This window comes from Vibrio sp. 378, from assembly GCF_033339435.1.
The window spans coordinates 342,099-355,877 of the sequence record NZ_JAWOUO010000006.1 but is presented as its reverse complement, the minus strand read 5'-3'; the positions used below and the strand labels follow the sequence as shown (position 1 = coordinate 355,877).

General features: G+C 45.4%; 11 protein-coding genes. All 11 read right to left on the bottom strand.

Features of this window, described 5'->3' with window-relative positions; genetic code table 11:
• Positions 1-53: 53 nt before the first annotated feature.
• The gene (locus R7Q48_RS14010) at positions 54-368 is read right to left on the bottom strand and encodes a c-type cytochrome (protein ID WP_017636043.1); all 315 of its coding nucleotides are present in this window, start codon (positions 366-368) and stop codon (positions 54-56) included.
• 70 nt (positions 369-438) lie between these two features.
• Complete coding sequence (gene tilS / locus R7Q48_RS14005) at positions 439-1,749, bottom strand: tRNA lysidine(34) synthetase TilS (protein WP_213874844.1); 1,311 nt, start codon at positions 1,747-1,749, stop codon at positions 439-441.
• Positions 1,750-1,855: 106 nt separating this feature from the next.
• Entirely contained in the window at positions 1,856-2,815 is a 960-nt protein-coding gene (gene accA, locus R7Q48_RS14000) for an acetyl-CoA carboxylase carboxyl transferase subunit alpha (RefSeq protein WP_005380365.1), read from the bottom strand.
• Positions 2,816-2,861: 46 nt separating this feature from the next.
• Positions 2,862-6,341 carry a DNA polymerase III subunit alpha gene (gene dnaE, locus R7Q48_RS13995; RefSeq protein ID WP_005385364.1) on the bottom strand — a complete coding sequence of 1,160 codons (3,480 nt, stop codon included), beginning with the start codon at positions 6,339-6,341 and terminating at the stop codon, positions 2,862-2,864.
• Between the two features lie 81 nt (positions 6,342-6,422).
• The gene (gene rnhB / locus R7Q48_RS13990; protein WP_167415389.1) at positions 6,423-7,058 is read right to left on the bottom strand and encodes a ribonuclease HII; all 636 of its coding nucleotides are present in this window, start codon (positions 7,056-7,058) and stop codon (positions 6,423-6,425) included.
• 9 nt (positions 7,059-7,067) lie between these two features.
• A complete protein-coding gene (lpxB, locus tag R7Q48_RS13985; protein ID WP_017636041.1) occupies positions 7,068-8,207 on the bottom strand; it encodes a lipid-A-disaccharide synthase in 1,140 nt (379 codons plus the stop codon).
• Between the two features lie 119 nt (positions 8,208-8,326).
• Positions 8,327-9,115 carry an acyl-ACP--UDP-N-acetylglucosamine O-acyltransferase gene (gene lpxA / locus R7Q48_RS13980; RefSeq protein WP_005380357.1) on the bottom strand — a complete coding sequence of 263 codons (789 nt, stop codon included), beginning with the start codon at positions 9,113-9,115 and terminating at the stop codon, positions 8,327-8,329.
• 1 nt (position 9,116) lies between these two features.
• A complete protein-coding gene (fabZ, locus tag R7Q48_RS13975) occupies positions 9,117-9,569 on the bottom strand; it encodes a 3-hydroxyacyl-ACP dehydratase FabZ (RefSeq protein WP_005380349.1) in 453 nt (150 codons plus the stop codon).
• 232 nt (positions 9,570-9,801) lie between these two features.
• Positions 9,802-10,833: a UDP-3-O-(3-hydroxymyristoyl)glucosamine N-acyltransferase gene (gene lpxD / locus R7Q48_RS13970; RefSeq protein ID WP_005380347.1), complete on the bottom strand. Its 1,032-nt coding sequence runs from the start codon at positions 10,831-10,833 to the stop codon at positions 9,802-9,804.
• 6 nt (positions 10,834-10,839) lie between these two features.
• Complete coding sequence (locus R7Q48_RS13965) at positions 10,840-11,349, bottom strand: OmpH family outer membrane protein (RefSeq protein WP_005391804.1); 510 nt, start codon at positions 11,347-11,349, stop codon at positions 10,840-10,842.
• Between the two features lie 13 nt (positions 11,350-11,362).
• Positions 11,363-13,777 carry an outer membrane protein assembly factor BamA gene (gene bamA, locus R7Q48_RS13960; RefSeq protein ID WP_005391802.1) on the bottom strand — a complete coding sequence of 805 codons (2,415 nt, stop codon included), beginning with the start codon at positions 13,775-13,777 and terminating at the stop codon, positions 11,363-11,365.
• Positions 13,778-13,779: the final 2 nt, after the last annotated feature.

The following is a 13,779-nucleotide window of genomic DNA, read 5'->3' as shown; positions in this document are numbered from 1 at the left end:
GAGTTGATAAAACCCAATGAGGACTGCTCAATGCCCAATCGTCCAAGCTTTTTTTACTTCAAACTTGCGTAGTAAGCCGCTAGGTTAGCGATATCTTCATCAGACAACAATGAAGCTTGAGCTTGCATCACAGCAGCAAGCCCACCTGTTCGCTCTTTGTTTTTATAAGCTTTAATTGAACTGATAATATATTGCTCATTTTGCCCTTTCAGATTTGGGTAACCCGGAATGACAGCAATACCATCAGCGCCATGACACGCCGCGCATACTCCCGACTTTGCTTGACCTGCTGCAGCATCTCCCGCAGCTAGAGCCTGCCCACTGAACATGGTTAACGCCACCATTGCACCCATGATTGTTTTCTTCATTGCTTCACCTAATCAATTATTATTTAAGGATTTTTATATTTTATAATCGACATTGTGGCATGAATTTTCATTACCTGCGCCAAATAAGTTCACAATCTTGACCATTAAACGCCTGATCAACGAACAGATCTGCCACAGCAACGACTCGGTCTTGGTACATTAAAATCGGAATTTGACGACGCAGCCAGCTTGGCACATTGTATTCTTGGAATAACTTCTTCAGTTTTCGACTATGATTACGCGTGGTTGGATGCGCTGATAAGCCTTCCGGATTGAAGGTCACGCGAAGCAATTCTGGCTGACTCGGTAGCGCAATCGTTGCGTTACTAGAACTCGTCGTTAAGGTCAGCTCCCCGAGTCCCTCAGGCAGCGACAAAGTCGCATCAACTTGAATCGTACTTTGCCACTTAGTGACATCAGCCGTTTCCTTTACCCAATAGAGACGATTTCGAAAACGGCGCACTTCACCTTGTTTAAGTTGTAGTTTGGGGTTGGCATCTTGCTGAGCTAATGCCACTTCATTCCAGATAAGATTGAGTTGTACCTGAGTCGGCATACTAGTATTAAGCTTAGCTAGCCACATACGAATTAAGCGCGCACGTGCTAATTCACTGTGCTTAGCCAGTTCTTCAATACTCAAACTTAGATCCGTTTGTAAAGCGCGTTCAAACACCGCGCTCAATAGTTCATCCAATAGCGCTTCTTGTTGAGCACATAAGCTTGCACTGCGCTGAACCGCTTGATGGATACTCGGCCAACGACCAGACAATTCAGGAACAACACAATGACGAAGAAAGTTACGATCATAACGGGTATCTTGATTGCTTTCGTCTTCCACCCACTCCAAGCCTAATTTAGTAGCGGCGTCTTCGATGGTCTTCCGCTTGATAGTAAGCAATGGTCGAACTAGAGATCCGCAAGAAAACGGCATACTCTCCGCCATCGAAGATAACCCTTTTGGCCCGCTACCGCGCTTAAGCGCAAGGAGAAAAGTCTCTATTTGATCGTCGGCATGTTGACCAGTCAACAGTATATCGCCTTCTTGAATGTACTTAGTTAAGGCTTGGTAGCGAGCTTCACGAGCAAGAAGTTCAATACTTTCACCATTGCTGATGTCTAAGCTCACTCGCTCGATCGAGCACGATATCCCCACTTGTTGTGCCCAAAGTAAGCATTTATCGGCCCAATTATCGGCATTCGAGCTTAAACCATGGTGCACATACACAGCGTGACACTCTACAGAGTGCGCTTGTTGGTAGCGACTGAGTAATTCGAGTAAAAGACGTGAATCCACTCCTCCGCTAAACGCCAAGACAACCTTAGTGCCTGATTGATAGTAGCGGCCGAGAACTTGAGCAAAATGCAGGTAAAGCGATTCCATAAACGATCCGATAGGTACAAAAAAGGGCTGGACTCTCATCCAACCCTTTCTATTTTAACTGTTATCACTTGAGATATCAGCTAACGCTTAATAGCAATCACCGAAATTAACAGTAACCGTAGCTCATTAGACGCTGGTAACGACGCTCACGTAGCGTCTCTTCATCCAATTGTTCTAGATCTTCTAGCTGACGAAGTAGTGTCGCTTTCATATTCGCTGCCATTTGAACATGATCGCGATGAGCGCCGCCTAGTGGCTCTTCAATGATTTCGTCGATCAGTTCAAGCTCTTTAAGACGCGGAGCAGTTAGACCCATTGCCTCTGCCGCTTGTGGCGCTTTGTCTGAATCACGCCATAAGATTGAAGCACAACCCTCAGGAGAAATTACTGAGTACGTAGAGTACTGAAGCATGTTCACATAGTCGCCTACACCGATTGCTAGTGCACCACCAGAACCGCCTTCACCAACAACGTTACAGATTACTGGCACTTTAAGACCAGACATCACTTTTAGGTTTTTCGCGATAGCTTCAGATTGACCACGCTCTTCTGCGCCCACACCTGGATACGCGCCAGCCGTGTCGATAAATGTGATGATCGGCATGTTGAAACGCTCTGCCATTTCCATCAAACGTAGCGCTTTACGGTAACCTTCTGGTTTTGGCATACCAAAGTTACGTTTCACTTTCTCTTTGGTTTCACGACCTTTTTGGTGACCAATGATCATCACAGGGCGGCCTTCAAGGCGAGCCATGCCACCCACAATCGCTTTGTCGTCTGCAAACGCGCGGTCACCCGCTAATTCATCAAACTCCTCAAAAGCGTGTTGGATGTAATCCAGCGTGTAAGGACGTAGTGGGTGACGAGCCAGTTGAGCTGTTTCCCATGCGCCTAGGTCGCTGAAGGTTTTTTTCTTCAGCTCTAAGCTTTTCTTCTCAAGCTGTTCGATTTCTTTATCCAGGTCAATCGCAGAATCACCACCGTGACGAGAGACATCACGTAATGCTTCAATTTTCGCTTCTAGTTCTGCAATTGGCTTTTCAAATTCAAGAAAGTTTAGGCTCATCTATGAATCCTTGTTTACTCAGCGTCTAACATATTGCGCTGAATTTTTAGTTAAATTCGAGTTCTACCTGGCTTTTGCCAAGTAACTGTTTTAAATCGTCGAGTAATGTATCACTTGGCGTTACTCGCCACTCGGTGCCCAATGTTAACCGCGCTCTGGCGTCGGCACGCTGGTAGTATACATTGACGGGTACGGTTCCGGCTTTGTGCGGTTCTAAAATACGGCTGAACTGCTCAAAAAACTGATCATTGATCTGATTTGCATCTATCGATACCGACAAACCACGAGCGTATTTCTCGCGCGCACTGCCAAGATCCATAACTTCACGCGCCGACATTTTAAGGCCACCGTTGAAGTCATCAAAGCTGACCTGTCCAGAAACGACCAAAATTCTGTCTTTTTCGAGAAGTTCAGCGTATCGATCCAGCGCATCTGAGAACAACATCACTTCCATACGACCACTTCGGTCATCCAGTGTCATAATACCAATTCGTGTACCACGCTTGGTCGTCATTACACGAGCGGCAATAACCAGGCCGGCTACCGTGACAGATTGATCGCGGCGAGTGGGCGTTGCGTCTTTTAGTCGACAACTGGTGTATTTGTTTAGTTCCTTTACGTAGGCGTTAATTGGGTGCCCTGTCAAATATAGGCCTAGGGTATCACGCTCGCCCTCTAACCACACTTTTTCTGGCCAAGGCGGAACCTGCGTATACTTATGCTCTACTTCTTCAGGTGCATCCGTTAGCACACCAAACATATCCGTTTGACCAAACGCCTCAGCTTGGTGATGTTGACTTGCTGCTTTTACCGCATCATTGAGTGACGCCATCATCGCCGCGCGGTGTGGGCCTAGTCGATCCAACGCGCCCGCGTAAATCAGCTTCTCTATCACTCGTTTATTGACACGTTTTAGATCAACTCGAGCACAGAAATCAAATAGGTCTTTAAAGTGACCACCTTTATTTCTCGCCTCAAGAATCGCATCGATAGGCCCCTCACCAACCCCTTTTATCGCACCAATACCGTAAACAATTGCGCCATTTTCATCAACATTAAAGCGATATAGGCCAGAGTTGATGTCTGGTGGCAGCACGGTAAGCTTCATACGGAAACACTCATCGACCAAGCCAACGACTTTTTCCGTGTTATCCATATCGGCTGTCATTACCGCAGCCATAAATTCGGCAGGATAATGTGTTTTCAGCCAAAGAGTTTGATAAGAAACCAATGCATAAGCAGCAGAGTGCGATTTGTTAAAACCATAACCGGCGAACTTCTCTACCAAGTCGAAGATTTTCATCGCCAACTCGCCATCGATACCGTTCTTTATCGCACCTTCTTCAAAGATAGCACGTTGTTTTGCCATCTCTTCTGGCTTTTTCTTACCCATTGCACGACGAAGCATGTCCGCACCACCTAGCGTGTAACCTGCTAAGATCTGCGCAATCTGCATTACCTGCTCTTGATACAGGATGATGCCGTAGGTTGGATCAAGCGTCTCTTTTAGCGACTCGTGTTGCCACTTTTCATCTGGATAAGAGATCGCTTCTCGACCATGTTTACGGTCGATAAAGTTATCTACCATGCCCGATTGCAAAGGACCCGGACGGAAGAGTGCTACCAATGCGATAATGTCTTCGAAACAGTCTGGCTGAAGTCGTTTGATCAGCTCTTTCATGCCTCGAGATTCAAGCTGGAATACTGCTGTCGTTTCAGAGTTTTGCAACAAACGGAAAGAGGCAGGGTCTTCTAACGGTATGGATTCAATTTGAACCGGTTCTTTCCCTTCTCGCTCTAGGCGTGGGTTAATCAGTCCTAACGCCCAGTCAATAATGGTTAAGGTACGTAAACCCAAGAAGTCAAACTTAACTAGGCCAGCGGTCTCAACATCGTTTTTATCAAATTGAGTAACCGGAAAGTGACCTTCAGCGTCTGCATAAATTGGCGCAAAATCGGTAATTGTTGTAGGTGAAATTACAACACCACCAGCGTGTTTACCGGCGTTTCGCGTACAGCCTTCCAAAATATGACACATGTCGATGAGTTCTTTAACTTCCTCATCGGCCTCATACAATTCAGGTAGTGCAGGTTCAGCTTTAAACGCTTTATCTAGCGTCATGCCTGGATCGGGCGGGATCAGCTTTGAAATACGATCAACAAAACCAAATGGGTGGCCCAATACGCGGCCAACGTCACGGATTACCGCTTTTGCCGCCATGGTACCAAACGTGATGATCTGAGATACCGCGTCGCGACCGTACATTTCCGCAACGTGGTCAATAACCTGGTCACGTTTATCCATACAGAAATCGACGTCGAAATCGGGCATCGAAACACGTTCTGGGTTCAAGAAACGTTCGAACAGCAAGTCATATTCTAGTGGATCCAGATCGGTGATTTTTAGTGCGTAAGCCACCAAAGAACCAGCACCGGAACCGCGTCCAGGACCGACAGGAATTCCATTATCTTTTGACCACTGGATGAACTCCATTACGATCAAGAAGTAACCAGGAAATCCCATTTGGTTGATAACATCTAGCTCTATCTGAAGACGTTCATCATATTCAGGGCGGCGACGTTTTCTCTCTTCCTCATCTGGAAATAGGAACTCTAAACGCTCTTCCAACCCCTCTCGGGATTTCATGACTAGGAACTCAGTCTCTTTCATCCCTTCGGTTGGGAAAGCTGGTAGGAAGTACTCCCCTAAGCGCACAGTCACGTTACAACGCTTCGCTATCTCGACACTGTTTTCTAACGCTTCAGGAATATCAGCAAACAGCTCGCACATTTCTTCTTCTGTACGAAGATATTGCTGCGGACTGTAGTTTTTTGGCCTACGCGGATCTTCTAATGTGTAACCATCGTGAATCGCTACGCGTATTTCATGAGCATCAAATAGGTCTGGACTCAGGAATACAACTTCATTGGTCGCCACTACTGGCAAGTCTTGCTGCTCTGCCAATTCAACCGCAAAGTGAAGATAAGTTTCTTCATCTGGACGACCGGTACGAAGTAGCTCAAGATAAAAGCGATCTGGAAAATGCTGTTTATAGAAATCAACACACCCTTGCACTATTTGACGGTTGCCTTTCAAAAGGCCGCGACCAATTTCTCCGCTTTTACCGCCGGATAATACAATCAGGCCTTCAGACATTTCAGCCAACCAGGCTTTGTCAATCACTGGGTGGTGTTGAACATGTCCACGTAAGTACGCTTTTGATATCAATAACGTCAGGTTCTTATAACCTACATTATCCGCCGCAAGCAAAGTCACTTGTGTCAGCTCTTCACCAAACTCGTCCGACTGCATTTTAAAGTCAGCACCAATGATCGGTTTAACACCACTGCCATGCGCCGTACCGTAAAACTTCACCAAACCACATAGGTTGGTAAAGTCGGTCAACGCCATTGCGGGCATACCGAGCTCAGCAACTTTCTTTACAATTGGCGGAACTTTGTTGAGGCCATCCACCATCGAGAAGTCACTATGAACACGCAGGTGGATGAATTTGGGATCTGACATTAACAGGTACCGTGTAACTCTATTTTGTTGGGGATTCTAACCTAAAGAGGTTGGGTTTATAACACCAATTAGATCGTTTGATTATTCTATGCCTAACGCTTTTTTTACTGGCTTGAAACTCTTGCGGTGTTCACTGATCACTCCGTGTTGCTCAATCGCTTCAAAGTGCACTTTAGTTGGGTAACCTTTGTGCTTCGCGAAGCCAAATTGTGGATGAAGTTTATCCAACTCTTCCATCTCTTGGTCACGCACGACTTTGGCAATAATGGAAGCCGCACTGATTTCGGCAACACGTAGATCGCCTTTTACTACAGCTTGAGCATCCATTGGCAGCTCCGGACAACGGTTACCATCAATCAACACCAAATCAGGTTGAACCTGTAACCCCGCCACTGCACGCTGCATCGCAACCATAGTCGCCTGCAAAATATTCAGTTGATCGATTTCTTCAGGAGAACAACGCCCGACCGCCCACGCCAATGCTTTTTCTTTGATTTCAGGAAGCAGCGCCATGCGTTTCTTTTCGGTCAATTTTTTCGAATCGTTCAACCCTTCAATAGGATTGTTAGGATCAAGGATAACCGCAGCGGTGACGACGTCTCCTACCAAAGGGCCACGTCCTACCTCGTCGACTCCGGCCACAAGCTGATAACCTTGCGGATATTCAAACGGAGGGAGTTCAACTTTGGTTTTGGTCACTTTTGGTTTAACAGCCATGATAAATCTCTATTTCTCAATCAGTTTTAGAACCGCGTTTGCGGCTTGTTGGTCCGCATCTTTACGAATCCAATGATGCATTTCCGTAAACTTATCTAACATCGGTTTATTGTCGCTTTCCAATAAGCGAGAAACCTCAGTAAACAAATTGTCTGGTGTGCACTCATCTTGTAGATATTCTTTGACGAGCTCATCATCCGCCAAGATATTCGGCAATGACACATACTTCGTTTTCAATAGACGTTTAGCTAAAAAAGCAGTAAATGCATTCACACGATAACCCACCACCATTGGACGCTTGAGAAGCATACACTCCAACGCTACGGTACCGGAGGCCAACATCACGGCATCGGATGCGGTGATGACGTTGCGTGCGGTGTCATCAACTAACTTGAAGTCCAACTCTGGCGCTAGCTCTTTCCATGCTTGTTCAAACTGCTCACGGCGTTTTTGATTAACAAGCGCGACAACAAACCCCAGTTCTGGAAATTTTTTATGGAGTAACTTGCAGGTTTCAATAAATGGCTCTGAGAGCATTTTTAACTCGCTACCACGACTGCCTGGCAGGACAGCAAGCCACTTTTTATCTTGTTCTAAACCAAGCAACTCACGTGCAGGCGCTTGTTCTGATTCTAGTGGGATGGCATCAGCCAAGGTATGACCAATGAACTCGCAAGGTACATTAAATTTGTCGTAGAACGCTTTCTCAAACGGAAGAAATGCTAGTACCAAGTTCGTTGCCGCTTCTATTTTAAAGATGCGCTTCTGACGCCAAGCCCAAACAGACGGACTCACGTAATGAACGGTTTTAATGCCCGCTTGCTTGAGGTCAAGCTCCAAGCGTAAGTTGAAGTCAGGAGCATCGATCCCGATGAAAACATCAGGCGGATTCTGAGTAAAATACTGAACGAGCTCAGCTTTCACTTTAAGAAGTCTCGGTAAGCGGCCTAAAACCTCGACTAATCCCATCACCGCAAGCTCTTCCATATCAAACAGAGACTCGCAACCTTGGGCTATCATTTTCGGACCGCCAATGCCTACGAACTCTGCGTCTGGATATTGCTGCTTTACTGCTTTGATAAAGCCTTCACCTAGCGTATCGCCAGACAATTCTCCGGCAATGATGCCAATACGTAATGGTCTTTCCATATCTACTTCGCTATTTTTCCTGTGCGCTATGGATAACGGTTTGCCTTATCCATAAAACACAAAAAGATCGTAACCTCAAATTCGGTCACGATCTTTTTATTTATTGGTTCATTCGCCAATTAACGAATAATGCCACGTTCCGTCGTTTCCAGAATATCTGAGAAACGCTTCACTGCTGGCCACTCTTGAGCCATTTCAGCTAGAATAGGCTTCACTTCTTCTAGCGTCTTACCTGAACGGTAGATTTCTTTATACGCTTTTTGTAGCGCACGAATCTCTGGTTTCTCAAAGCCATTACGCTTCAAGCCAACAAGGTTCAAGCCGAAAGGTGTGGCGTGGTTACCTTGCGCGAGTACGTAAGCTGGGACATCTTGCACTACTGCTGAACAGCCGCCAATGTACGCGTAAGCGCCCACTGTACAAAACGGATGAATCGCAGACAGTGCCATCACACCGGCATAATCATCAACAGTAACGTGACCACCAAGAATCGAGTTATTACCGATATGAGTGTGGTTACCAATAACAACATCATGCGCAACGTGTGCATTCACACACAATAAGTTGTCATCACCAATGATCGTGGTTGCTTTGTCTTGCACTGTGCCGCGGTGAACTTGGACCGCTTCACGAATGACGTTACGATCACCGATAACCACAGTTGTGTCTTCACCACCGTATTTTTTGTCTTGGTTTTCTTCACCAATGACAGCATGTGGGAAAATACGGTTATCTTTGCCAATAGTTGTGTGACCTTTGATCACAACGTGAGACATCACTTCTGTGCCTTCACCAATTTCAACCGTAGAGGTGATGTACGTAAAAGGACCTACTGTTACGTTAGCACCAATTTTGGCGCCCTCTTCTACCACCGCTGCCGGGTGGATTTTAGCGGTTTCATGAATCATATTAAAACTCTCGACGAGCACACTTCAGTTCTGCAGAACATACCACTTCGCCGTCAACTTTTGCTACACCGCTAAATGCAGCAATGCCGCGACGTTCTTTCAGAAATTCTACCTCAATAACCAATTGGTCGCCCGGAACCACTGGTTTACGGAATTTCGCGCCGTCTACGCTTGCAAAGTAGTACAGTTCATTTTCTGTTGGTGCACCAAATGATTTAAATGCAAGTAAGCCTGTTGCCTGAGCCATTGCTTCTAAAATCAAAACACCTGGGAATACTGGTAGTTGAGGAAAGTGACCTGTGAACTGAGGTTCGTTAACCGACACGTTTTTAATCGCGTGAAGGTACTTCTCTTCTTGGAAGTCTATCACTCGGTCGATCAATAAGAATGGGTAGCGATGAGGTAGTAGCTCTTGAATTTCAGAGATGTTCATCGTTTTCTTTTCAGTAGTCAAAGTCGTCTTCCTATATCAATTTTTTGCCGCCAAGATGGCAAACGTGGCAACAGGTCGTAAAGCCGAATCGCTTTGCAATATACTAGCAAAATACGCACCATCTTGGAGTTAAATCTACTTAGAGCGCGTCATTATAGAAGAAAAAGACCCGCATTTCGCGAGTCTTCGTACAGAATATGGAACTAGAGCCTGTTAGCTTTCACGTTAAATACAGAGCGAAAGATAACTTGTTCTAAATTTCTTCTTTCTGTTCCAGCTGTTTTTCAACCGCTTTCAGGCGCTTATTCATCTCATCAATACGGTGAACTCGAGTTGCAGTTTTACGCCACTCTCTGTTCGTTTGTAGTGGAATACCTGATGAGTAAAGGCCTTTTTCTTCGATACTGCGCATTACCATGCCCATACCTGTAATCGCCACACCATCTGCGATAGTGATATGGCCATTCAGAACAGACGCGCCGCCAATCTGGCAGTACTTACCAATTTTTGTACTGCCCGCGACAATAGTACCACCAGGCATCACGGTACCATATCCGATCTGCACGTTGTGCGCGATTTGAAGTTGGTTATCCAGAATGACATTGTCTTCAATGATAGTATCTTCGAGTGCACCGCGGTCAATCGTAGTACAAGCACCAATCTCAACGCGGTTACCGATACGCACTGAACCAAGCTGAGGAATTTTAATCCACTCGCCTTTGTCATTCGCGTAACCGAAGCCATCAGAGCCAATGACGGTACCCGATTGAACGAGACAGTCATCACCCAATGACACTTCATGGTAGATAGTGACATTAGCCCAAAGCTTGGTGTTATTCCCTAGCTTGGCGTTCTTACCGATAAAACAACCAGCACCAACACTTACGTTGTCGCCGAGTTCCACGCCCGTTTCAATCACAGCGTTAGCGCCGATTGTAACGTTCTCACCCATCTTAACGTCAGCGGCAATCACAGCACTTGGTGCAATATCGTCTGCCGGTTTTGGTGTGGTATCCATCGCTTGGACCACACGAGCAAATGCGACATAAGGGTCTGAAACCACTAGCGCATTTCCAACGCATTGATCTTTATGCTCAGCCTTTACCATAACAACGGTAGCTTGGCACTCAGAAAGGTGTTTTGCGTATTTTGGGTTAGACAAGAAGGTTACGTCACCTTCTTGTGCTTTATCCATTGGAGCAACACGGCTTACAACGAGAGACTCGTCACCAAACAGCTCACCCCCGGTAATTGTCGCCAATTCGGCTAATGTTAATGTCTTCATAACTTCTTATTTTAGAGCTTTAATTACGTCTTCAGAGATATTGTATTCTGGCTTGCCGTACTGCAAAGCAGAGATATCAATCACAAGATCGTAACCATTTTTGTCTGCGACTTTCTTAACTGCATCTTGAATCGTTTTGAAAAGCTTCGCTTTTTCTTCAGCTTCACGACGCGCACTTGCTTTTTCAAGTGCTTGTGCTTTCACTTTGTACTCGCTGTCTAGCTTCGCGATATCGATACGTAGCTTTTCAACTTCGTCTTGACCCAAAAGCTCGCCGTCACGTTGTAGCTTCTCAATCTTTGTTTTAGCTTGTGCTTGGATTGACTTCAGTTCATCAGCTTTGCTTTTGAAGTCTTTCTGCATTTTTTGTAGTACAACTTCACGTTGAGGAAGAGCTTGAAAAACTTGAGCTGTATTTACGTAAGCAATTTTCTGTGCAGCTTCTGCCGCATTTGCAAACATTGAAGAGCTCAGTACAAGAAGGCCAATCCCAGCCGCTTTGATCATTTTATTCAAAATATTTTCCTCTTTAGAAAGTTCTACCGATAGTGAATGTGAAGAACTCTTCATCATCGCCATCAAATTTCTTAATTGGTTTCGCTAGTGAGAATACTAGTGGCCCCATTGGAGACATCCACTGCAACGCCGCACCGTAAGAAGAACGGTAGTTGGTTGGATCTGAGTAATCGTAGTAGTAACGGTCACCATATTCCGCACCTGAATCGCGGTAGTCAAACTCCGTATCCCAAACACTTGCCATATCAAAGAAGATACTGGTACGAATTTGGTTTTGTACTTCTTCTGATGCAAATGGTGTTGGGACAATCAACTCAACACTTGCTAGCGCTACGGCGTTACCACCAACAGAGTCATCTGTTGCTGTATCTGCGCCATTGTTTGAACCAGATGTATCACGGTAAACTGCTTTAGGACCAACAGAGTTTGAGCCAAAGCCACGAAGCGATGTAAAGCCACCTGCGTAGTAGTTTTCGTAGAATGGGAACAAGTTATCGTTACCATCCGTTTGACCGTAACCATTACCGTAACCTAAGCGGCCACGGAACAAGAGGGTAAACTCGTGCTTTTTAGTCAATGGCACATACTGGCGAACATCGTACTGCATTTTGAAGTATTGAACGTCAGAGCCAGGTACGGTCATTTTATAGAATGCACGCTGATGGTTACCTGCCGTAGGGAAATAGCCACGGTTTAAGTTATTACGTGTCCAAGAGATATTGAAGTCGAAGTCGTTTGTGTTCAACGCTCCACTAGAATCAATGTTGTCTGCTTGTGCTCGTAAGAACTGCTCTACCTGCAAGTAAGGCGATAAGTTACCGATCTTGTTGTGCGTATAACCGACACCGAATTCAAAACGGTTCAACTCATCGAATGGGAAGCCCCACGTTAAGCTCGCGCCATAGCTTTCGTTGGTATAGTCAACGATATTGGCTTCTTTCGCTTCAAATTCGTTATAGAAAACCTTACCACCTAAGCTTACACCGTCTAAGTTCCAGTACGGATCACGGTAATCTAGACTGATGTTTTTCTGGTAGTCATTCATCATCGCATTGATACCAACACGGTTACCGCTACCAATAAAGTTATCTTGTTGCAGGCCAACCTGGAAGCTCACACCCGATTCTGTACCGTAGCCAACACCGAAGTTAACGCTACCAGAGTTCGCTTCTTTGACAGAGTAAACTAGGTCAACTTGATCATCACTACCAGGAACTCGAACCGTCTGTACTTCAACATTTTCAAAGTAGCCCAAACGGTTTAGACGAGTTTTACCCGTTTCAATCGATTTCGAGTTCAACCAACTGCCTTCCATCTGACGCATTTCACGACGAAGGACTTCATCTTTGGTTGAGTTATTACCCGTGAAGCGAATATCACGAACATAAATTCGGTTACCCGGGTCTACGTTAACGACCAAAGAAACTTCTTGATTCTCGTCGTCAAACTCTGGAATGGTATTCACTTGAGGATAAGCATAACCGGACTCACCAAGCACACGCTTAATTCCTTCTTCCATTGAAGTCACCAACGAGCCGTTGTATGTCTCATTGTCTTCAAATGGCACAAGTCTTTCGAACGTCGCTTCCTCACCAATCAAATCACCACGGAACTTCACGTCCTTAACGGTGTAAACCTCGCCCTCTTCTAGACCAAGAGTAATGTATACCCCTTTCTTGTCAGGAGAGATTGCAACTTGTGTCGAATCAACGTTAAATTTTAAGTAACCACGATCCAGGTAGAATGATTTGAGTGCTTCAATATCACCTGCAAGAACTTGCTTTTGATACTTTTCATCAGAAAGGAAATTCCACCACGGCACATCAACATTTAAGTTAAAGCGCGAAAGCAGTTCTTCATCACTGAACACTTCATTACCGATAAAGTTGATTTGCTGAATTTTTGCCGACACACCTTCAGTAAAGACAAACTTAAGATCAGAACGATTACGTGGTAGTGGAGTCACCACCGCTTTTACTGTTGCGTTGTATTTACCTACGCTGTAGTAAAAGTCTTCTAAGCCTTTTTCAATGTTGCTTAGCGTGGTGCGGTCAAGCGCTTCACCTTCACGAACGCCAGACGCGTTCAGGTTTTCTTGTAGCTGCTCGTCCTTGATTGCTTTGTTACCTGAAAAAGAGATGCTTGCAATGGTAGGACGCTCTTTGACTTGAACCATCAGAACACCACCGTCACGCAACACTTTCACATCTTCAAAGTTACCAGATGCATACAGGGCGCGGATAATTTCTGCAACATCGCCTTGGCCAATGGTATCACCGACACGTACAGGCATTTTCAACAATGCAGCACCCAGTGCTACACGCTGCAATCCATCGATTTCAATATCTTGAACTACGAAGTTCTCTGCTCCATTTGCAGATACACTGGTCGCCAGTAAACTTGCAAATAGAATTCGCTTAATCGCCATAC

Excerpts from the sequence above, each read along its gene's own strand:
- R7Q48_RS14010 (WP_017636043.1), bottom strand. The coding sequence starts at position 368 with ATGAAGAAAACAATCATGGGTGCAATGGTGGCGTTAACCATGTTCAGT.
- tilS (WP_213874844.1), bottom strand. The coding sequence starts at position 1,749 with ATGGAATCGCTTTACCTGCATTTTGCTCAAGTTCTCGGCCGCTACTAT.
- accA (WP_005380365.1), bottom strand. The coding sequence starts at position 2,815 with ATGAGCCTAAACTTTCTTGAATTTGAAAAGCCAATTGCAGAACTAGAA.
- dnaE (WP_005385364.1), bottom strand. The coding sequence starts at position 6,341 with ATGTCAGATCCCAAATTCATCCACCTGCGTGTTCATAGTGACTTCTCG.
- rnhB (WP_167415389.1), bottom strand. The coding sequence starts at position 7,058 with ATGGCTGTTAAACCAAAAGTGACCAAAACCAAAGTTGAACTCCCTCCG.
- lpxB (WP_017636041.1), bottom strand. The coding sequence starts at position 8,207 with ATGGAAAGACCATTACGTATTGGCATCATTGCCGGAGAATTGTCTGGC.
- lpxA (WP_005380357.1), bottom strand. The coding sequence starts at position 9,115 with ATGATTCATGAAACCGCTAAAATCCACCCGGCAGCGGTGGTAGAAGAG.
- lpxD (WP_005380347.1), bottom strand. The coding sequence starts at position 10,833 with ATGAAGACATTAACATTAGCCGAATTGGCGACAATTACCGGGGGTGAG.
- bamA (WP_005391802.1), bottom strand. The coding sequence starts at position 13,777 with ATGGCGATTAAGCGAATTCTATTTGCAAGTTTACTGGCGACCAGTGTA.